This is a genomic window from Curtobacterium sp. KBS0715 (genome assembly GCF_005938005.2).
Classification (GTDB): Bacteria; Actinomycetota; Actinomycetes; order Actinomycetales; family Microbacteriaceae; genus Curtobacterium; species Curtobacterium flaccumfaciens.
The window spans coordinates 1,035,050-1,055,837 of record NZ_VCCA02000001.1; the positions used below are offsets into that span (position 1 = coordinate 1,035,050).

18 protein-coding genes are annotated in these 20,788 nt (G+C 71.1%); 10 read left to right on the top strand and 8 right to left on the bottom strand.

What is annotated here, in order from left to right; genetic code table 11:
* Positions 1–159 precede the first annotated feature (159 nt).
* Positions 160–900 carry an MBL fold metallo-hydrolase gene (locus tag FFG40_RS05120; protein WP_138802459.1) on the bottom strand — a complete coding sequence of 247 codons (741 nt, stop codon included), beginning with the start codon at positions 898–900 and terminating at the stop codon, positions 160–162.
* Positions 901–963: 63 nt separating this feature from the next.
* Between FFG40_RS05120 and FFG40_RS05125 the strand changes: the two genes are divergently transcribed.
* The 4 genes from FFG40_RS05125 (at position 964) to FFG40_RS05140 (ending at position 3,774) form a co-directional block, all read left to right on the top strand.
* Positions 964–1,479: a hypothetical protein gene (locus tag FFG40_RS05125; protein ID WP_111046213.1), complete on the top strand. Its 516-nt coding sequence runs from the start codon at positions 964–966 to the stop codon at positions 1,477–1,479.
* 4 nt (positions 1,480–1,483) lie between these two features.
* Entirely contained in the window at positions 1,484–2,515 is a 1,032-nt protein-coding gene (locus FFG40_RS05130; RefSeq protein ID WP_138802460.1) for a YihY/virulence factor BrkB family protein, read from the top strand.
* Positions 2,516–2,576: 61 nt separating this feature from the next.
* Positions 2,577–3,068, top strand: a complete 492-nt coding sequence (locus tag FFG40_RS05135) for a VTT domain-containing protein (protein WP_138802461.1) — start codon at positions 2,577–2,579, stop codon at positions 3,066–3,068.
* Between the two features lie 10 nt (positions 3,069–3,078).
* Positions 3,079–3,774 (top strand): SDR family oxidoreductase, encoded by a 696-nt coding sequence (locus FFG40_RS05140; RefSeq protein WP_138802462.1) that lies wholly within the window; start codon positions 3,079–3,081, stop codon positions 3,772–3,774.
* A gap of 21 nt (positions 3,775–3,795) precedes the next feature.
* Here the strand turns inward: FFG40_RS05140 and FFG40_RS05145 are convergent, their stop codons facing one another.
* Positions 3,796–5,367 carry an ABC-F family ATP-binding cassette domain-containing protein gene (locus FFG40_RS05145; RefSeq protein ID WP_138802463.1) on the bottom strand — a complete coding sequence of 524 codons (1,572 nt, stop codon included), beginning with the start codon at positions 5,365–5,367 and terminating at the stop codon, positions 3,796–3,798.
* A gap of 274 nt (positions 5,368–5,641) precedes the next feature.
* On the opposite strand from FFG40_RS05145, the gene FFG40_RS05150 reads away from it, so the two are divergent.
* Positions 5,642–6,067, top strand: coding sequence for a DUF3151 domain-containing protein (locus tag FFG40_RS05150; RefSeq protein WP_138802464.1), 426 nt, complete (start codon positions 5,642–5,644; stop codon positions 6,065–6,067).
* Positions 6,068–6,164: 97 nt separating this feature from the next.
* Here the strand turns inward: FFG40_RS05150 and FFG40_RS05155 are convergent, their stop codons facing one another.
* The 4 genes from FFG40_RS05155 to FFG40_RS05170 are packed head-to-tail and all read right to left on the bottom strand — an operon-like array spanning position 6,165 to position 12,617.
* Positions 6,165–9,218, bottom strand: coding sequence for a glycoside hydrolase family 2 TIM barrel-domain containing protein (locus FFG40_RS05155; protein WP_138802465.1), 3,054 nt, complete (start codon positions 9,216–9,218; stop codon positions 6,165–6,167).
* Complete coding sequence (locus tag FFG40_RS05160) at positions 9,215–10,150, bottom strand: carbohydrate ABC transporter permease (protein WP_138802466.1); 936 nt, start codon at positions 10,148–10,150, stop codon at positions 9,215–9,217. The genes FFG40_RS05155 and FFG40_RS05160 overlap by 4 nt, the downstream gene beginning before the upstream one ends.
* A complete protein-coding gene (locus FFG40_RS05165) occupies positions 10,147–11,262 on the bottom strand; it encodes a carbohydrate ABC transporter permease (RefSeq protein ID WP_138802467.1) in 1,116 nt (371 codons plus the stop codon). The genes FFG40_RS05160 and FFG40_RS05165 overlap by 4 nt, the downstream gene beginning before the upstream one ends.
* Positions 11,259–12,617 (bottom strand): extracellular solute-binding protein, encoded by a 1,359-nt coding sequence (locus FFG40_RS05170; protein ID WP_138802468.1) that lies wholly within the window; start codon positions 12,615–12,617, stop codon positions 11,259–11,261. The genes FFG40_RS05165 and FFG40_RS05170 overlap by 4 nt, the downstream gene beginning before the upstream one ends.
* A gap of 231 nt (positions 12,618–12,848) precedes the next feature.
* Between FFG40_RS05170 and FFG40_RS05175 the strand changes: the two genes are divergently transcribed.
* On the top strand, positions 12,849–14,012 hold the full coding sequence (locus FFG40_RS05175; RefSeq protein WP_138802469.1) for a hypothetical protein: 1,164 nt from the start codon (positions 12,849–12,851) through the stop codon (positions 14,010–14,012).
* A 138-nt stretch (positions 14,013–14,150) separates the two neighbouring features.
* On the opposite strand, the gene FFG40_RS05180 is transcribed toward FFG40_RS05175, so the two are convergent.
* Positions 14,151–15,362, bottom strand: coding sequence for an MFS transporter (locus FFG40_RS05180; RefSeq protein WP_138802470.1), 1,212 nt, complete (start codon positions 15,360–15,362; stop codon positions 14,151–14,153).
* A 98-nt stretch (positions 15,363–15,460) separates the two neighbouring features.
* On the opposite strand from FFG40_RS05180, the gene FFG40_RS05185 reads away from it, so the two are divergent.
* Complete coding sequence (locus FFG40_RS05185) at positions 15,461–16,162, top strand: GntR family transcriptional regulator (protein WP_231495634.1); 702 nt, start codon at positions 15,461–15,463, stop codon at positions 16,160–16,162.
* A 79-nt stretch (positions 16,163–16,241) separates the two neighbouring features.
* Here the strand turns inward: FFG40_RS05185 and FFG40_RS17035 are convergent, their stop codons facing one another.
* Entirely contained in the window at positions 16,242–16,391 is a 150-nt protein-coding gene (locus FFG40_RS17035) for a hypothetical protein (RefSeq protein ID WP_155896754.1), read from the bottom strand.
* 228 nt (positions 16,392–16,619) lie between these two features.
* Here FFG40_RS17035 and FFG40_RS05190 point away from each other — a divergent pair, with 228 nt between their 5' ends.
* The 3 genes from FFG40_RS05190 to FFG40_RS05200 all read left to right on the top strand — a co-directional run bounded on the left by FFG40_RS05190 (position 16,620) and on the right by FFG40_RS05200 (position 20,738).
* The gene (locus FFG40_RS05190) at positions 16,620–17,720 is read left to right on the top strand and encodes a LacI family DNA-binding transcriptional regulator (RefSeq protein WP_138802471.1); all 1,101 of its coding nucleotides are present in this window, start codon (positions 16,620–16,622) and stop codon (positions 17,718–17,720) included.
* Between the two features lie 298 nt (positions 17,721–18,018).
* A complete protein-coding gene (locus tag FFG40_RS05195) occupies positions 18,019–19,761 on the top strand; it encodes an ABC transporter substrate-binding protein (protein WP_260678793.1) in 1,743 nt (580 codons plus the stop codon).
* Complete coding sequence (locus FFG40_RS05200) at positions 19,758–20,738, top strand: ABC transporter permease (RefSeq protein WP_017886395.1); 981 nt, start codon at positions 19,758–19,760, stop codon at positions 20,736–20,738. Before FFG40_RS05195 ends, FFG40_RS05200 begins: the two co-directional genes overlap by 4 nt.
* The last annotated feature ends 50 nt before the right edge of the window (positions 20,739–20,788 follow it).

Sequence of the window (20,788 nt, forward strand, 5' to 3'; positions counted from 1 at the left end):
GCCCGCACCGCGCCTCCAGGCCGGCTCTGGTCGCGCCCACCGCGTCGGCGACGTTCCGCGCACGCCCCTTCGGCGACGTTTCGCGCTCACCGACAGTCCACGCGTCGGAGCGCCCGTGAGGTGTCGCTGAGCGCGTGGACTCGCGAGCTGGTCGCCGCGTCAGGCGGCGCCGGCCACCCGCCGCGCCTGCGCGACGGCCCGCCGCACACCGAGCGACCAGCCCGGCCCGTGGCCGGGCAGCACGTGCTTCGCCTCCGTGTCCGCGAGCCGGTCGAGCGACGCGACCGCCGTCGCGACGTCGGAGGTCGCCGCGGGTGCCACGATCCGGGGTCCGATCCCGCCCGTGTACGGGTCGAAGGTGACGAGCGCGTCCCCGGCGATCACGGCGTCACGGTCGGCGAAGTGCAGCGCCACGTGGCCGTCGGTGTGCCCCGGGGTCTCGATGATCCAGGGGTTGCCCGGCACGTCGGCGCGGCTCTCCAGCGGTTCGGTGTCCGCGACGCCGTTGACCGTGACCGCACCGGCCAGCAGCATCCGGCCCAGGGGGCGCAGCCCACCCGGGTGGAGCGCGACGAACCCGAAGCGGTTCGTCTGCGGCCGGTACGAGTACGGGTGCGCGGCGAGGTGCCGGTCGCCCGGGTGGACGAACACGGGCGTGCCCCAGTCGCGGTGCATCCGTGCGGCGGTGCCGACGTGGTCGAAGTGCCCGTGCGTGAGCAGGAGCCCCTCGACCTGGTCTGGCGTGTAGCCCAGGTCGTGCACGGCGAGCTGCAGGTGCGGCCACGCGGCGGGCAACCCCGCATCGACGACGAGCAACCGATCGCCGGTCTCGACGAGGTAGGTGTTGGTGTGTGCGATCTCGAGGCGGTGGATCCCCTCGGCGGCGTCCCGGAAGAGCATGCGCGGCACGGTAGACGCGGCCTGCTGGGCACGATCCCGGGTGGGACGTGTACGAAATGGGGAATGGCCAAGGACAGTCTGCCCGAGCTCGAACTCGCCAACGTGCGCACCCGCGAGGGCATCACGGACACCGTGACGGAGCTGAAGCGACGCGCGGACCTGCCCGCCCGGACGCGGCTCGCGGTCGCCAAGACGAAGCAGCGGTGGCACCGCGACCCCACGCCGCTGGTGGCGATGGGCATCACCGGACTGACCGGTGTCGCGGCGATCGTCCTCGGCATCGCGCTCCGGAACAAGCCCGCTGGGCACCTCGCTCAGCCGCCGGCGAACTCGGCCTTCACCGCGCTGCTGCCGTTCGGTGCGCGTGGCGACGCCCCCTCCGCGAAGGAGCAGGCGCAGGCAGGTCGCAAGGGACGGAAGGCGCGGGCCAAGGCGGCCGAGGAAGCCCTCGAGCGTGACCCGGCCCACCGCGGCCGCGTGAAGCAGCAGGTCGGCATCGCGGCGGTGCAGCGACGGGCGAACAAGAACCGCAAGCAGGCGGTCAAGCGGTCGAAGCAGGCCGTGAAGGCGAGAGGGTAGGCACATGGCGCACGAAGAGCACAAGCCGGACCCGGACGACGCCCGGAAGCCCGACAACCCCACCGACCTCAAGAAGCCGACGCTCGTCTACACGCTGAAGAAGACGCTGCGCGAGTTCACGAGCGACCAGTGCACCGACCTGGCGGCGAGCCTGACGTACTACTCGGTGCTCGCGTTGTTCCCCGGGCTGCTGGCGGTCGTGTCGCTGCTCGGCCTGGTCGGACAGGCCGACAACACGATCAAGACCCTGCTGCAGATCATCGGCAACATCGGGTCCGACCAGGTCGTGGACCTGATCAGGGAGCCGCTCGAGGGGCTCGTCCGCTCGCCCGCCGCCCCGATCACGTTCATCGTCGGTGTCGTCGGTGCCCTCTGGTCGGCCTCCGGCTACGTGGGCGCGTTCGGCCGTGCCATGAACCGGATCTACAACGTCCGCGAGGGCCGACCGATCTGGAAGCTCCGCCCGACCATGCTCGGCGTCACGGTGACCACCGTCGTCCTGCTCGTGATCGGTCTGCTGGTCCTGGTGAGCGGACCACTCGCCCGGAGCTTCGGCGACGTCATCGGCTTGGGCGACGTCGCCGCGACCGTGCTCCTCATCGTGCAGTGGCCGATCCTGCTCGTCATCGCGATCATCGTCGTCGCAGTGCTCTACTACTGGTCGCCGAACGTCAAGCAGCCGAAGTTCCGGTGGGTCAGCGGCGGCTCGATCCTGGCGATCCTCATCTGGATCATCGCCAGCGTCGGATTCGGGTTCTACGTCGGGAACTTCTCGAACTACAACGCCACGTACGGCTCCCTGGGTGGGGTCATCGTGTTCCTGCTGTGGATCTGGATCACGAACAACGCCCTGCTCTTCGGTGCCGAGTTCGACGCCGAGATCGAGCGGGGTCGCGAACTGCAGGCCGGCATCCGCGCGGAGGAGGACATCCAGCTCCCCGAGCGCGACACCCGCCAGATCGAGAAGCAGGACGAGAAGCGGGCGCAGGACGTGCTCGAGGGCATCCGCATCCGCCAGGGCGTCGACAACGACTGAGCGTTGCGCGTCTGATCGGCGCTGACGGGCGCTCTCCGGGTCGGGACGCTACGGTGCGAGCGTGCCGTCCTTCCTCGAGGGGCTCCCGTTCCGGTGGCTCGTCCTCGCGCTCTTCGTGATCGTGTTCTGCCGTGCGCAGGCCACGTACTGGGTCGCGCGGCTCGCGGTGACGGGTGCGTCCCGATCACGGTGGGGCGGCTGGCTGCGCTCGCCGCCGGTCCGTCGCGGTTCGGCGCTGCTGGATCGCTGGGGGTTGCCCGTCGTGACGGTGAGCTTCGTCGTGGTCGGCCTGCAGACGGTGATGAACGCCGCAGCGGGGCTGGCACGGGTCGCCTGGTGGCGGTACACGATCGCGATGGTGCCGGGATGCGTGGCCTGGGCGTTCCTGTACGCGACGGTCGGGCTTGCCGTGTTCTGGGCGGTCGTCGCGGCGCTCGCCGGCTCGCCGTGGGGCATCGCGGCGCTCGTGGGCCTGGTGGTCGTCGCCGGCGTCGCGCTGACGGTCCTGCGTCGTCGCCGCGATCGCACAGGAGGCCCGGCCCGGCTTCCGTAGGCTGGCCCACGTGACGACAGAACCGCTCCAGAACCGTCCGGTCGCCCTGGTGACCGGAGCCACCCGCGGCATCGGCCGCGCGATCGCCGCCGACCTCGGCCGCACCCACCACGTGCTCGTGGGCGGCCGGTCCGCCGACGCCGTGGACGTCCTCGTCCAGGAGCTGCCGAGCGCGGCACCGTTCGTCGGCGACCTGGGCGCGGGCGAGGTCCCCGCGCTGCCCGATCGGCTCGACGTCCTCGTGCACTCGGCCGGTGTCGAGCAGGGCACCACCGTCGCCGACACCCCGCGCGCGGTGTGGGAGCAGGTCTTCGCGACGAACGTGTTCGCGGTCGCCGAGCTCACCCGGTTGGCGCTGCCGGCACTGCGGGCGGCCCGGGGCATCGTCGTGCCGATCAACAGCGGCTCCGGGTTCCACTCGGGCCCCGGCGGTGGCGTGTACGCGGCGTCGAAGTTCGCGCTGCGGGCCTTCGCAGACGCCCTGCGCGAAGAGGAGCGGGCGAACGGCGTGCGGGTGTCGAGCGTGCACCCGGGCCGGACCGACTCGGACATGCAGCGGCAGCTCGTGGCGAAGCTCGGCGAGTCCTACGACACCGAGTACTACCTGGCGCCCGAGGACGTGGCCGCCGCGGTCCGCACCGTCGTCGACCTGCCCGAGCGCGGCACCGTCGAGTCGCTCGCGATCCGGCCGACCCGACGGCGCTGACACGCTGACGGCGACCATCGGCTACCGCAGCTCGATCCGGTCGTCGAGCTCGAGCCGTTCCAGGAACGTCTCGTCGTGGCTCACCACGACGAGTGCTCCCCGGTAGGCCCGCAGCGCGTCGACGAGCTGGTCGACGCTCGTCAGGTCGAGGTCGTTCGTCGGCTCGTCGAGCACGAGCAGCTGCGGCGGCGGGTCGGCGAGCACCAGGGCCGCCAGCGCCACCCGGAACCGCTCCCCGCCGGACAGGTCCCCGGCCGGGCGGTCGACGGTGTCCCCGCGCACCAGGAACTTCGCCAGCCGGTTTCGGACCTCGGCGACGGGCACGTGCGGGGCGTCCCGGCGCACGTTGTCGAGCACCGTGGAGGTGTCGTCCAGGCTGTCCTTCCGCTGCGGCAGGTACGCGATCCGGTCGACGTGGGCGACGGCCGTGGTCTCGGGCAGCGGGTGCTGCCGGGCAGCGAGGTCGCCGACGAGCTGCTCGAGCAGGGTGGACTTGCCGACCCCGTTGTCCCCGGTCACGGCGATCCGTTCCGGCCCCTGCACGACGATGTCCCGTCCGTGGACGGTCACGGTGGCGATCCGACGCGACGCCGGTACGTCCGGGTCGGGCAGGGTGACGTGGATCGACTCGTCGTCGCGCAGACGGAGCTCGGCCTCGCGCTTGGTGGCGAGGGCGGCGGCTTCGTCGTCCGCGTACCCGACGCGCAGTCGGCCGGCGGTCTCCTGCGCCTTCTTCCGCTGCTCGTTCGCCAGGATCTTCGGCATCGAGCGGCCGGCCTTCTCGCCGGCCTTCGCACGTCGGGCGATCTTGGTCTCCGCCTCGATGCGCTGCCGCTTCTCGGTGCGGTGCCGCTGTTCGGCGACCCGGACCTCGCGCTCGACGGCCGCCTGCTGCACGGCCAGGTGCTCCTCGAACGCGCTGAACGTCCCGCCGAACACGGTCATCGCCCCGGCGCGGAGCTCCACGGTCTCGTCGACGTGCTCCAGGAGTTCCCGGTCGTGGCTGACGAGCACCAGGGTGCCGCGCCAGTCGTCGACCAGGTCGAGGAGCAGCCCGCGGGCCCGGCGGTCCAGGTTGTTCGTCGGCTCGTCCAGGAACACGATCGGCCGCGCGCGCAACCGGACTCCGGCGACGGCGACGAGCACCGACTGCCCACCGGAGAGCGTCGACACCGGCCGGTCGAGGTCGGTGCCGTCGAGCCCGACCCGGTCGAGCACCGCGGCGGCCCGTTCCTCCAGGTCCCAGTCGTCGCCGACCGCCTCGAGCTGTGCGGCCGTGGCGTCGCCGGCCAGGACGGCCCGGAGCGCGGTGAGTGTGGGCCGGACGCCGAGCAGGTCGGCGACGGTGTCGTCGTTCCCCGTTGCAAGGCGTTGCGGCAGGTGGTCGACGGGGCCGGACGTCGCGATGCTGCCCGACGTGGGGTGGAGCTGGCCGGTCGCGAGCCGGACCAGCGTGGACTTGCCGGCCCCGTTCCTCCCGACCAGGCCGGTCCGGCCACGTCCGAAGGCGGCGGTGAGGTGGTCGAGCGCGACGGTGCCGTCGGGCCAGGCGAAGGTGACGTCGTGTAGGACGACGGACGGACTGGTGGGCATGGGGGTGTCTCCCGGTGTCGATGCTGGGCGCACGACACCGAGGCCACCGCGGTGCGGTGGAGCGCCCGACGGGGCGCGCGATCACGGTGTCAGCGCGTGGGCTGAGCGGTACCGGTGATCGACAGCAATCCGTCTGCTTCCGTCGGGGGACCCCCGTGTCCGCCATCCGTTCCGCCGGTCGGTCTCCCGCCCCGGCGGCCCCGCGATGACGACGAGGTGACCTCCACGGTAATCCCGTGACACGGGCACCCGCAAGGGATGACAGGCTGGGGGCATGCCGGAGAACCTGTTGCCGACCCCGTCGTCGAACCCCGAGACCCTGCTGCCCGCCGAGCCGGAGGTGACCGCCGCGATCGAGGCGGAGGCCCCCGTCGCCAGCGTGGTGGTGTCCTACCCGTCGTCGAGCCTGGCGTGGGCGCTGCTCGCCGACGAGGCGTGGGCGCGCGGCGCGACCCTCGAGTCCTACGCGTACGCCCGTGTCGGGTACCATCGTGGGCTCGACGCCCTGCGCAAGGCCGGCTGGCGCGGTGTCGGCCCGGTGCCGTGGTCGCACGGCCCCAACCGTGGGGTCTTGCGGGCGCTGTTCGCCCTGCGCCGTGCCGCCGAGGCGATCGACGAGCCCGGCGAGCCCGAGCGCCTGACCGACTTCCTGAACGCGAGCGACCCCGAGGCCCTGCGCGCACTGTCTGCCGGCGCGTAGCTCCCGCACGCAAAACACCGGTGTTCGCACTGCACGCCGCGGGATGCGGGTGTGCAAGGTGCGAACACCGGTGTTTTGCGGGGCCGCGCGACCCCGCCTAGCCCAGCAGCACGCTCCAACTGAACGCCTGCGGCCAGAGCTGGTGCTCCGGCAGCACGTCGAGCCCGCACGCCCGGCTGCCGAGCCCGTGCTGCGCGGCGTCGAGGTACAGGTACAGGTGGTCCGACGTCGGCAGCTCGTACGGGTGCTCGGCACGGTCGATCTGCTGCGCGGTCCACGGCGACAGGGTGAACCCCGCACGGTGCGACCCCACGGTCGACACCGTGAACGGCCCGACCGCCAGCGACCGGAGCGACGGCCGGTGCCCGGTCTCCTGCGGCCGCGAGTACTCGACCCCGAGTGACCGCACCGGAGCGGTGAACCGACCGACCCGGGCAGCGTGCGACGAGTCGGCGTACGACTCCAGCGGTCCGGTCCCGAACCAGGTGGCGTCCGCATCGGCCAGCGACGCGGGCAGGTCGAACCGCACCCCGATCCGCGGCCACGTGACGTCCCAGGCGCCGAACGGCACGGCGTCGGTCTGCAGCACGAGCCCGTCGGACGTCAGGGTCCAGCGGTGCGTGACCTCGAGGCCCCACCCACTGTTCGCCGCCGCGACGCGCACGCGCTGTTCCAGCCCGGAGGTGGTCCGCGACACCGACACCAGCCGGTGCGTCAGCCGGTCCAGCCCCCGGTCGCGCCAGCGCGACGCCGACGGGGGAGCGGTCGGGTCACCGACACCGTGCGTGAGCACCGGGTCCGCGGTCTCGTAGCCGCCCTGTGACGCCAGGCTGTCGTTGTCGGTCGGTGCACGCCAGAGCTCGAGACGGGGCCCGGCGACCTCGTGGCCCTTCCAGGACACCAGGTCGCCGCGGGAACTGAAGGTGCCGTCACCGAGTCGGTCGCCGTCCCACCCCTGCCGGGAGGCCCGTGGTGCGTCCGCCGCGCGCGCCGCGACGAGCCGCTGGGTGCGTGCGACGACGTGGCCGGTGTCCGCCCACGCGGTCGGCCCCGCCAGTTCCACGGTCAGGTCGAACCAGAGCTCGTCGCCGGGTGCGAGTTCGGACGTGGCCGCGTCGAGCACCTCGGAGGGCACCGGGACCGTCGCCGACTCCCGGGCGGCGACGATGCCCGTGGACAGGCGCCCCGAGGCCTCGACGACGCCGTTCCGCGACAGGGTCCACCACAGCCGGAGCCCGGCGGTCGAGGCCGAGTGGTACCGGTTCTCGACGAGCACCGTGGTGTCCGAGACGGCCAGGCGGATCGGGGCCACGACGGCGGCGAACTCGGCGAGCCCCGGCGTCGGGGTGTCGTCGGGCAGCACCAGGCCGTCCATCACGAAGTTGCCGTCGTGCACGACCTCGCCGAAGTCCCCGCCGTAGGCGTAGTAGTCCTCGCCGGCGGGCGTCTTCGCGAGCAGGCCGTGGTCCCGCCACTCCCACACGAAGCCGCCGTGCAGCCGTGGGTACCGGTCGACCAGGGCCTCGTACTCGGCGATCTGCCCGGGGCCGTTGCCCATCGCGTGCACGTACTCGCAGTGGATGAAGGGCTTCGACCGCTGCCGTGCGGCCTCGGCCGGGCCGCAGCCGAGCAGGGGCGTCGGGGTGCCGCCGCCGATCGACTCGGTCTCCTGCAGCGTCGGGTACATCCGCGAGTAGACGTCGGTGTACTCGCCCGTGTAGTCGCCCTCGTAGTGCACCGGGCGCTCGGGGTCGCGGTCGTGCACCCACTGCGACATCGCCGCGAGGTTCCGGCCGGTGCCGGACTCGTTGCCGAGCGACCACATCACGATCGACGCGTGGTTCTTGTCGCGCTCGACGGTGCGGGCGATGCGGTCGAGGTAGGCCTCGGCCCACGCCGGGTCGTCGGAGGGGTTGCCGACCCAGTCGGTGAACAGGAACCCGTGGGTCTCCAGGTCGCACTCCAGGATCACCCAGAACCCGAGCTCGTCGGCCAGGTCGAGCACGCGGGGGTGCGGCGGGTAGTGCGAGGTGCGGATCGCGTTGACGTTGTTCCGCTTCATCAGCGCCATGTCGGCGCGGGCGTGCTCCTCGTCGAACACCCGGCCGCGCACGGGGTGGGTCTCGTGCCGGTTCACGCCGTGGAACACCACGCGCTCACCGTTCACCAGGAACCGGTCGCCGACGATCGACACGGTGCGGAAGCCGAGCCGGAGCGACACCGTCTCGCCGCCCGCGGCGCCCGAGTCGCCGGCCGCGCCGGCCGCCGCGGCGCCGGTCGACAGCGTCGCGTCGTACAGCTTCGGCAGCTCGGCACTCCACGGCTCGACACCCTCGACCTCGATCGGCGCGACGTCGTCCGCCGTGGCCCAGGTCACGTCGACGCCCAGGTCGGGCACGGCGAACCGCACCGGGAACACCGCGTCGAGCGTCGGGAACGTGATCGTGCCGGTCCCCGTCTCCGGCCGTCCCGACGCCGCGGTGCCCGCCGAGGCGGCCGTGCCGAGCGTCGCTCGCCAACCGGCCTGGACGAACACGTCGTCGATCGGCGCCGTGGGCCGGGCGAGCAGGGTGACGTCACGGAAGATGCCCGGCAGCCACCACTGGTCCTGGTCCTCCAGGTAGGACGCCGCCGACCACTGGTGCACCCGGACCGCGAGCTCGTTCGCTCCCGGGCGCACCAGCTCGGTGACGTCGAACTCGGTCGCCAGGCGGGAGCCCGTCGACCACCCCACGAGCGTCCCGTTCAGCCACACCCGGAAGTGCGACTCGACCCCGTCGAACCGCAGCAGCACCCGGCCGGCACCGTCGAACGACGACGGCAGCTCGAACGTGCGGCGGTGGTCACCGGTCGGGTTCTCCTCCGGCGGGTGCGGCGGGTCGATCGTGAACGGGTACTGCAGGTTCGTGTAGCTCGGAGCGCCGTGCCCGTGCAGCACCCAGTGCGACGGCACCGGGAGCTCACCCCAGGCCGGGTCGTCGTCCTCCCCACCCTCGGTCGCGAAGTCCTCGGAGACCGAGGCGACGGGCGACCACCGGAACCGCCAGTCCCCGTTCAGCGACAGGGACGGGGCGTCGGTGTGCAGCCAGGCACGGGGTGCCAGCCGCGAGTCGGAGCCGGGTGCGGTGGACGAGAGTGCGGAGTGGGTCAACCCTTGACCGATCCTTCCGTGAGGCCTCCGCGCCAGAAGCGCTGGAGGACGATGATGGCGATGACGAGCGGGATGACCGAGACGAGCACCCCGCCGGTGGTGAGCTGGTAGAACTCCGGCAGGCGGTCGACCTGCGAGCGCCAGTTGTTCAGACCCAGTGTTATCGGGTACAGCTTCTGGTCTGCCAGCATGATGAGCGGCAGGAAGAAGTTGTTCCAGATCCCGACCACCTGGAACAGGAACACGGTGACGAGCGCCGGGGTCATCTGCCGGAGCACCACGGTGTGGAAGATCCGCAGTTCACCGGCACCGTCGATGCGAGCCTGTTCGAGCAGGGTGGTGTCCACCGACGCGGCGGCGTACACCCGGCACAGGAACAGGCCGAACGGCGACACGAGGCTCGGGATGAGCACGCTCCAGTACGTGTCCGTCAGGCCCATCGACGAGAACAGCAGGAACAGCGGCAGTGCCGTCGCGGTCCCCGGCACGAGCACGCCGCCGAGGATCGTGCCGAACACGAACTGGCGCCCCCGGAAGTCGTACTTCGCCAGCGCGTACCCGCCGGCCGCGGCGAAGTAGGTGGCCAGGACAGCACCGACGCCGGAGTACAGGATGCTGTTCGCGATCCACCGGACGAAGATGCCGCCGTCGTAGGTGAACACCTGCTGCAGGTTGCTCCAGAGCGCGAACTCGCCGCCGAACCAGAACCCGTTCGTCGAGAACAGCGCGCCCGTGGTCTTCGTCGCGGCGATGACGACCCAGTAGAGCGGGACGATGAAGTACAGCGCGACGACGACGAGGATGCCCGTGACGACGATCTGCGAGCGTGGGGACCGGTCGAGCTTCCGGCGCTGGTGCGCCGAGATCGACGTGGTGTCGACGGGGACGGCGGACTTCGCCGTGGCCGGCGCTTCGATGGCTTCGCTGGTCATCGGTCAGTCCCTTCGGTGGTCGCGACGCGACCGGCCTGGAGGCCCGGGTCGGCTTGGGTGGTGACCGTGCTGCCCGCCGCGGTGCGCGTCCGGAGCGCGGTGCGGGCCTCCCTGCCGTCGCGCCGTGCGCGCTTGCGGCGGTCGCGTTCGTCCCTGGGCGGTCGGTTCGTCAGCGCGAGGAACGTGAACGACAGGATGAACGCGGCCAGCGCGATGATGACCGCCTGCGCGCTCGCGACGCCGTACTCGTTGAACGCGAACGCGTTCGTGTAGGCGGCGTAGTTCGGCGTGTACTCGGTGTCGATCGCCGGGGCGACCGTCGACAGGATCTGCGGCTCCGCGAAGAGCTGCAGGGTGCCGATGATCGAGAACACCGTCGTGAGCACCAGGGCCGGTGCGATGAGTGGGATCTGGATCCGCCACGCGACCTGGAACGCGTTCGCACCATCGACCTTGGCGGCCTCGTAGACCTCGCCGGGGATGGACTTCAGCTGCGCCACGATGATGAGCATGTTGTAGCCGGTGTACGTCCACGTGACGATGTTCGCGATCGACCACAGCACGCTGTTCGCGCCGAGGAAGTCCGGCTGCAGCCCCATCGACTGCAGCAGCGACACGATCGGTGACAGGCCGGGCACGTACAGGAACGACCACAGGATCGTGGCGATGACCCCGGGGACGCCGTACGGCATGAAGTAGATGGCCCGGAAGAAGCCCGGCCAGCGGGCGCTCGCCGACTCCAGCAGCAGCGCGAGGATCGTGCAGGCGATGATCATCACCGGGACCTGGACGATGCCGAAGAGCAGCATGCGTCCGATCGAGGCGACGAACCCGCTGTCCTGCAGGGCGATCGCGTAGTTGTCGAACCCGGCGAACCGGCCGACGACGCCGTCCTCGCCGAACAGGCCCTCGCGGTCCACGGTGGTGAACGACTGGAACAGGGCGCTGATGATCGGGATGACGAACGTCAGCAGGAACAGGGCCAGGAACGGGGCGAGCAGGATCCACGGGGCGCGCTTCTGCGCGCTCGTGGCCTTCGTGCTGGTGCGGAACGCGGGGGTGCCGCCGGCCGGTCGACCGGTGGACCGTGGGGTGGTGGTCTGCTGGGTCATCGTGCCGTCCTGACGCTGAGGCCCTTGTCCTTGAAGGACTGGACGATCTCCCGCTGTGCGAGCTCCACGGCGTCACTGAGCTTCAGGCCCGAGGTGATCTTGCGGCGGAACTGGTTCTGCAGGCTGGTGAAGGCCGACTGGGTCACCGGGGACCACGACCAGTCGATGTTCTGCTCCTTCGAGGCCGGCACGAAGACGTCCTCGTTGTAGTTCTGGCCGGAGAACCACTTCGACGGCTTCTCGCGCTGCGCCCCGATGTAGTCGACCGCGGGCGACCAGCCGATGCCGCAGTACTTGATCATCGCGTCGATGCCCGCCTTCGAGGTGGTCATCCACGTGATGAACTCGAGCGCTTCCTTCGGGTGCTTCGCGTTCGCCAGCACCGCGGCCGTCGAACCGCCGATGGCGCTCGAGCCGAAGCCGTCGGCGCCCCACTTCTGCATCGGGGCGACCTTCCACTTGCCCTCGCCGCCCTGCACCGACTCGATCAGTGCGTCACCCCAGCTCGCGCTCGTGACCGCGGCGATTTTGCCGCTCGCGGCCGCGGCGTACCAGCCGGGGGAGTACGCACCGGCACTGGTGTCGACCAGCTTGTCGTCGATCACACCGTCGAAGAAGTCCGCGACCATCAGGGTCTTGTCGTCGGTCATGTCGACGACCCACTCGTCGCCGTCGACCTTGAACCAGCGCGCGCCGGCCTGCTGTGCGTACGCAGCGAACGGTGAGGCGTCGGCGACCGGGAACACCTCGAGGTAGTTCTGCTTCCCGGTGCTCCGGACCTTGTCGGCCAGGTCACGCCATTCGTCCCACGTCGTCGGGGGTTCGCCGCCGGCCTGCTCGAGGATCGCGGTCTGGTAGTAGAAGCCCATCGGGCCGGTGTCCTGCGGGATGCCGTAGATGCCGTCGACGAACGACACCTGCGCCCATGCGGCCTCGTCGTACTTCGACTCGAAGTCCTTCGCGCCGTACCGGGCCAGGTCGACCAAGCCGTTCGCGAGCATGAACTCGGGGATCTGCCGGAGCTCGACCTGCCCGATGTCGGGGCCGCCGCCGGCCGCGAGCGCGGAGTACATCTTCTGGTACCCGCCGCTGTTGCCGCCGGGGATCCAGTTCGCCGAGACCTGGATGTTCGGATGTGTCCTGTTCCAGACGTCGCAGACCTTCTGCAGGTCCTTGAGCCAGGCCCAGTAGGTGAGCTGGACGGTCTCACCCGAGGCCGCGGCGGGCACGAGGGCCGCCTTGTTGACGTTGGTCGAGCCCGGGACCGCACATCCGGCGAGGAGTCCCGCCGCCGCGGTGCCGAGGCCGAAGCCCAACAGGTGTCGTCTCGTGATGGGTCGTGGTCGTGGCGCCATTGCCGCACTCCGTTCGTCGTTGATCGGGGTTGTCCACACCCAACCACAGAACCGAACGCCGTTGTGGTTTCGTGGCCGACTCGTTGCTGTGGGTGCGGCGCCGAGGCAGGCGCAGGGCCGCCTGGGTGTTCCCTCACGACTGCGGACGGGATCAGGTCGTCGGGTGGAGTGTGGTCGCACGTGAGAGCGCCGGGGCTCATCGGCTCCGGCACCCGTCCGAGAGGAGCTGCCATGACGTCGACCAATGCGACGAGCGAACTGCACCGGATCCTGGGAGAGCGGCTGGAGGGCGGAGGCACCTGGGCCTGGGCGTACGCCGACGTCTCCGGCAATGTCGAGGATCCCCGACGGCAGGCCGCGTTGAAGCTCCGGGCAGTCGAGGAAGCGCTCCGGGCGCAGGGTGCCGGTGACGCCGTCGTCGACCTGGTCGCGGCCGAGTTCGAGCAGGAGCCGGGTGTCCCGTCGCCCGTCAGCCGGTACGTCCTGGTGCACGACGACACGGTCGTGCTGAGCGAGGTCCTGCCCGGCTCACTGCACGGCCCCGAATCGGTCGGGGTCGGCGCTGTGCCGGACCTCGTGCCGCTCGTCGCACACCGGCCTGTCGACCTGCCGTTCCTGGTGGTCCACGCCGGGAAGGAGGGCGGGGCGTTCCGCGCCTACCGCCTCGGGCACGCGCCGGTCGCAGAGGACACGACCGAGCAGCAGGTCCGGGGGCGGAACGACACCCTGCACTACGCGAAGGCCGGCACCGGGTGGAAGCAGCCGCACTGGCAGCAGCACACCGAGGAGATCTGGAAGCAGAACTCGTCCGAGACCGCGGCCGCCGTCGACGAGGCCGTGCGGACGATCCGCCCCGGGCTGGTCGTCGTCGCGGGTGACGTCACCGCCCGGGAGCTGCTGGTGAAGGCGCTGTCGACGGAGACCCGGACGCTCGTGTCGGTGTTCCCGGGCGACCCTCGTGCCGACACCGGGTCGAAGCAGGCCTTCGTCGAACACGTCGAGACCGCACTCGCCCGTGTCGTCGCCACCCGTCGCCACGACCTCGAGGACGCCCTGCGGACCCACGTCGGCCGCGGCGACAACCAGGTCGTGACCGGACTCGGGCCGGTCGTCGAGGCGCTCCAGCAGGCGCAGGGCGCCACGGTCGCGCTCGACGCCGTCGCCGTCGGGGACCGGACGCTGCTCGCCCTTGCGGGTGCACCCTGGGTGGCCACTGCGCCGGAGCAGGCTGCGGGTGTGCCGGTCATCGCAGCGGTCCCCGCCGTGTGCGCGCTCGTCCGTGCGTCGGTCCTGACGGACGCCGAGCTCGTGCTCGTCAACGCGGCGTCCCTGCCCGGAGGTGCCCCTGCGGCTGCGCTGCTCCGCTGGCCGGTCGGGCCCGTGGTCCCCGCGTGAGCCGGGGCGCGAGTTGACCAGGTCGAAACGGGCGTACCTGGTCGAAACGGGCGTACCTGGTCGGTTCTTCCGACCAGGTACGCCCGTTCCTGCAACCCATCTCACGTGTCCTGGGAAGGAACGAACGGGGGCGAACGGTCAGTCGTGCGACCGGTCGCGTCGGGGCACCAGCGGGACCGCGAGCAGCGGGAGCACCGCCACGATGCCGAACGACGCTGCGAACCCGAACGCACCGACCAGGGCGCCGATGCCCGGACCGACGGCGCTCGCCGCGATGAACTGCCCGGTGTTCTGCGCCCCGAGCGCACGCCCCGACCAGAACGGTCCCGCCGCCTCGGCGACCGACGTGTAGGCCAGCCCGTTGTCGGCGACCGTCACGCTCGTCGCGAGCACCAGGAACACCGCAGCCCCGGCCAGGTGCGTCGCGTCGACGACCGCGAGCACCGCCATCACGACCGCGGCGCTCACCGCGACGATCCGGAGGGGGCCGACGCGCGACCCGGCCCGGTCGCTCCAGCCGCCGACCAGGATCCGGCCGATCGCCCCGACGAACTGCGCGGCGCCGACGAGCAGCCCGGCCGCGGGTGTCGACCAGCCGAGGCCCACGAGCCAGACGAGCCCGTACGTCGACAGGGTGAACTGCGGCACCACGAGCAGGACCGACACCGCGTGCACCCGCCACAGGAAGCCGCTCGACCGGTAGGGGTTCGTGGTCGCCGTCGTCGCCACCGTTGCCCGGGCAGGGCGTGGCGGGTCGGTGATCCCGATCGCGCAGCAGACGGCGAGCACCGCGCACAGCACGATCGGCAGGACCAGTGCCGCGCGGATCCCGGAGCCCTCGGCGAGCTGCGGCACCGTGACCGCCGCGAGCGTCACCCCGAGCGGCTGCGACATCTGCCGGATGCCCATCGCGAGTCCCCGGCGCTCCTTCGGGAACCACCCCACCACGACCCGACCGCTCGCGGCGTTCGTCGAGGCACTCGTCATGCCGCCTGCCAGGAACGCCAACCCGAGCAGCACCGGGTCGCCCGCGGCCAGCCAGGCGGCGACCACGGCCAGCGTGGTGAGCACGAGCCCGCCGGCGATGACGACGCGCTCGCCGAACCGGTCGGTGATCGCGCCCCAGGCGATGAGCGTCAGGACCATGCCGAAGGTCGGGGCGGCGGCGAGGACCCCGGCGACCGGCAGGGAGGTACCGCGGCTGAGCAGGTGGGGGATGAGGAGCGCCGGCGCGGACACGACGAGCGTCCCCGCCGCCTGGGCCGCGACCCCGAGGGCGAGCATCGTCCAGGCGCGGGCGGAGACCGGCGGCGTCGTGGTGGATCGCTGCGGGGCGTCGGTCGTGGGCATGGGTCGTGTCGGCCGTTCGTCGTCGTTCCATCGCGGAACGGATTGGTATACCAGAACGGTATACCATTCCCGCCCTCACGCCGCTAGGCTTGTCCGCCGTGACCGACACGACCGACGCCGCGCCCGTGTCGCAGACGGCCCAGCTCTACGACAACCTGCGCGCGGCCATCCTGACCCTCGACATCGCACCGGGGGAGCGCATCTCGGAGCGGGGGCTCGAGGCGCGGTTCCACGCCTCGCGCACGCCGGTCCGTGCCGCTCTGTCGCGGCTCGAGCGCGAGGGGCTCATCCTGCACGAGGGTCGTTCGTGGACGGTCACCCCGATCGACCTCGACGAGATCGCCTCGCTCGCCGAACTCCGCGGCATCCTCGAGCCCGCTGCCGTTCGGCTGGCCGTCCAGCGCGCCACCCCCGAGCAGTTGGCGGAGGTCCGCGGGCACCTCGACGCGCTCCGGCCCACCCCCGACCAGCAGGCCGGCATCCGGATGGGGTCGACGTTCCACCTCGACCTCGCCGCGCTCGGTGGCAACCGTTTCGTCACCGACGCCATCGCCGACGCCCTGACGCGGCTCGAGCGCACGCGTTGGATCGAGGTCCGCACGCCCGAGGCGCGCGACGCCGCGTGGGACGAACACAGCGCCATCATCGACGCCGTGCGCGACGGCGACGCCGACCGTGCGGCGGAACTCGTGGCCGCCCACGTCGCCGGCACGAACGACCGGTTGCTCAGCTGGATCGCGCAGGAGCGCCGACGCCTGCGTGGAGCGGGCATGACGATCGTGGGCGCGACCGAGGGCTGAGTGTCCGCGGACGTGAGTGGTCTGCGGGCGCTTGCCCGGGCCTCCTGGCCGTGTCCGGGGGGAGGCCGGGCGCGAGCCGCTAGCGCAGGTCCGTCGTCTCCTGCGGCGCGTCGAGATCGTCGAACGTGCGGATCGAATCCGTGCGTTCGAGCAGCGCGTCGCGCACCTCGGCCTCGTCGTGGCTCGCGCGGAGTGCGAGCTTGCTCCCGGAACGTGTCGACTGTGACATGTCGTGTCCTTCCCCTGCGTGTGGGCAACCTGATCGGTGCGGGCACGCGGCCCGCTGGTGCGCTTCCTCACGGGACGTACTGAGGTCGGAACAGTGTCGCGCGACCCCCGCTGTCCCGCAAGCGTTTCCGGCACCGTGTGGAGAACTCCCGGGACACGGCATGCCTAGGATGGTCCGGCCGCACAGCGCGAGGCGCGGCACCAGCGGACGTCGAAGGGGAGGCACGGGTTGGCCGACCAGCGCACCGCACCTCCCACGGTCTACGACGTCGCGTCTGCAGCCGGCGTCTCCATCGCCACCGTCTCGCGCGTGCTCCGCACACCCGACGCCGTCCGCGAGGGCACCCGGGACCGCGTGCAGGCGGCGATTCGGAGCCTCGGGTACGTCCCGTCCGGCAACGCCCGGGCCCTCGCCGGCAAGCGCACCGGCGTCGTCGGACTGCTGCTGCCCGGGTTCGACGTGGTGCCCGACGAGCGGCCGGACCGGGTCACCGACGGCGGCGTCCGCGTGGTCGACGACCGGCGGCACGTGACGCAGCCGTTCTCGTCCAACCTGTACTTCGACGAGGTCCTGCGCGGTGCCGAGACCGAGGCCTGGCAGCGGGGGCTCGCGCTCATGGTCGCCGCCGGGCGGGGGTCGTCGCGCGACGTCATCGTGAACGACGTCGCCGGCCGGGTCGACGGGCTGGCCGTGCTGGCGCAGACCGTGCCCGACGACCTGCTCGAGCACGTCGCCCGCCGCATCCCGGTCGTGGTGCTCGCCGACGACCGGCGCTCGCACGGGTTCGACTCGGTGAGCGTGGACAACGCCGCGGGCATGCGGACCCTGGCGTCACACGTGATCGGGCGCCTGGGGATCCGGTCCCTCGCGTACGTCGCGGGGCCCATCGACTCGCCCGACGACATGGAGCGCTCGGCGGGGTTCCGCGCGGCGCTGGCCGACCACGGGGTGCCTGCCTCGACGGTGCGCACCGTGCACGGCGACTTCGGGCGGGCTCGGGCGCGGGAGCTCGCGGTGCCGCTGCTGGCCGACGACGTCCCACGCGCCGTCGTCTGCTCGAACGACCAGTCCGCGCTCGGGGTCCTCGACGCCGCCGCTGCCCGGGGGCTCCGCGTGCCCGAGGACCTCGTCGTGACCGGGTTCGACGGCATCGACGCCGGTCGGTTCTCGTCGCCGCGCCTGACGACCGTGCACCAGCCGATGGGGGCGCTCGGGCGTGCTGCCGTCCTGGCGATCGTGGACCGGCTGGAGCGCCGCGAGGGGCCGCCGCGCGCCGTGCGCCTGCCCGTCGAGGTGCTGCTGCGCGAGAGCTGCCCGCCCGCGCTGTAGCGGGGTGCGAGCCCCCGTGAGGCCTTGCGCATCCCGTGCGCCCTTGCTCGCTCAGTGCGAGCCTGGAGTCGCGCACGGAGCGGGCAACCTCGCACCAGTCGGCGCACCTCGCACCGTGCGCCGCCCGCCCTCGGGGCCGCAACCTCGCACCACGCGCGACGCCCTCGCACCGTGCGACCTCCCGCGCCGACGACACCTCGCACGGTGCCACCCCGCAAAACAACACCCGCGCTTGCAAGCCGTGATGTAAGCGCATACATTGAGCACGTACCGACTCGACATGGAGGTCGACCGAGCAATGACGCTTCCCCCACAGCGCACGCGCGGCACGCGTGACCCAGGCCCCCGCCGCCGAGGCCGCCTCGTCGCGGCCATCGCCGGCCTCGCCGCAGTGGCCCTCGTGGCCACCGGCTGCAGCATCCAGGTCCGCTCCGAACCCGATCCCACCATCGGCAAGGACACGATGCTCATCAACGCGGACCGCGGCAACCCGCTGTTCGACCGCAACTTCAACCCGTACATCGCGAACGCCCGCACGGCCTCCAAGTGGATGTACGAGCCCCTCATCGAGGTGAACCCCCTCGACGGCAAGCGCAACCCGTGGCTCGCCAGCGCGTGGAGCCAGCCCGATGCGAAGACCATCGACATGACGATCCGCTCGGGTGTCGAGTGGTCCGACGGGTCGCCGTTCAGCGCGAAGGACGTCGTCTTCACCTTCGACCTGCTCAAGAAGTTCCCCGCCATGGACGTCAAGGGGGCGTGGCAGCACATCGAGCGCATCGAGCAGGACGGTGACCACGTCGTCTTCCACCTCAAGAGCGAGGACGTCCCGAGCCTGACGATCATCGGCCAGACGTACATCCTCGGCGAGGACCACTGGGGCGGCGTGAAGGACCCGACGACCTGGCGCGACCCGAACCCGGTCGGCACCGGTCCGTTCGTCCTCGGCAACTACACCGACCAGCAGTACTCGATGAACAAGAACCCGAAGTACTGGCAGGCCGACAAGATCGCCATCAAGCACCTCATCCTGCCGGCGACGAACACGCAGCTCGACACCGTCACCCGCGGCTACGACTGGGCGTACTCGTTCATCTCCGACGTCAAGGGCACCTGGGGTGCCGCATCGAAGACGAACGAGTGGTGGTTCCCGGCCGGCGGTGTGATCGGCCTCATCCCGAACCTCACGAAGGCGCCGTACAACGACGTCAACGTCCGCCGGGGCATCTCGCTCGCGCTGGACCGTGACGCCATCGCCGAGACCGCGTCCGAGGGCAACCTGTCGGCGGCGGGCCAGACCGGCCTGATCCTGCCGAACCAGGAGCGGTACCTCAACCCGGACATCCCCGACCAGGGCATGATCACCCAGGACACGAAGGCGGCGCTCGCCAGCCTCGAGAAGTCCGGTTACACCGTGCAGGGCGGCAAGGTCGTCAAGGACGGCAAGCAGCTCGCGATCACGATCATGACCGCGAACGGCTACTCCGACTGGCTCCGCGCCGCGCAGGAGGTCCGCCGCGAACTGACGGCCATCGGCATCAAGGTGACGATCCAGGCGCCGCAGCCCGCCGGGTACCAGCAGAACATCAACAACGGCACGTTCGACATGGCGATGGGCGGCATGGGCAACGGTGACGTCTACCAGGCGTTCAACTCCCTGCTCAGCAGCGAGTTCTACCAGCCCGTCGGCAAGTCGACCGTCAACAACTACGAGCGGTACAAGAACGCCGACACCCAGAAGCTCCTCGACGAGTACAAGGCGACGACGGACACCGCGAAGCAGCAGGAGATCCTCGACCAGCTGCAGCAGACCGTCTACGACGAGCTCCCCGTCATCGGCATGTACTACGGCGGGCTCTGGGGTCTGTTCAACACCGGCAAGTTCGTCGGCTGGCCGAGTGCGAAGGACCCCTACATGGCACCGCAGAACTACGACTCGGCACCGCTGCTCATCTTCACCAAGCTCCGTCTGCGCGACAGCGCCGCCGGCAAGCAGATCCTGCAGGAGCAGAACGCCGCGCAGCAGGAGGACCAGAAGTGAAGTACATCCTCCAGAAACTCGTCCTCTTCGTCCTGACCCTCTGGGCCGCGGTCACGCTGAACTTCGTGCTCCCGCGCCTGATGCCCGGCAGCCCGGCCGACGCCGCACTCGCGAAGCTCAGCCAGAACGGTCCGGTCACCGACGCCACCAAGAAGGCCATCGAGGCCCAGCTCGGGGTGCCGACCGGCAACCTCTGGGACCAGTACGTCAGCTACCTGCACCAGGTCATCACCCTCGACTTCGGCACGAGCTACACGTTCTACCCGCAGCCCGTCGGTGACCTCGTGTCGAAGGCCCTGCCGTACACACTCATCCTGGTCGGGGTCGTCACGATCCTGGCGTTCGTCCTCGGCACCCTGATCGGTGTCGCGGCGGCGTGGAAGCGTGGCACCTGGCTCGACTCGCTGCCGACCCTGTCGGGCAGCTTCATGTCGACGTTCCCGTACTTCTGGACCGCCCTGCTGCTGCTGTTCTTCCTCGGCTACGTGCTGCACTGGTTCCCGACCACGGGCGCCTACTCGGCGACGACGACGCCCGGGCTCAACGGCGCCTTCTTCGGCGACGCGCTGCAGCACGCGGTGCTGCCGGCGGTCACGATCCTGGTGACGAGCCTCGGCGGCTGGATCATCGGCATGCGCAACGCGATGATCAACACCCTCGGTGACGACTACGTGACCTTCGCCGAGGCCAACGGCCTGCGCGGACGCACCGTGGCCATCCGCTACGCGGCCCGCAACGCCATCCTGCCGAACCTGACCGGCTTCGGTCTGGCGCTCGGTGGCGTGGTCGGCGGTTCCGTCCTGGTCGAGCAGGTCTTCGGCTACCCGGGCATCGGCTACCTGCTGTTCAACGCCGTGATCGGGCAGGACTACCCGCTCATGCAGGCCCTCTTCCTGATGATCACCGTGTCGGTGCTCATCGCCAACTTCATCGTGGACGTCATGTACGGCGTCCTGGACCCGAGGACGCGTCGATGACCAACAACACCACGAAGGCGGCGTGCTGCGCCCACATCAAGCACCCGGGG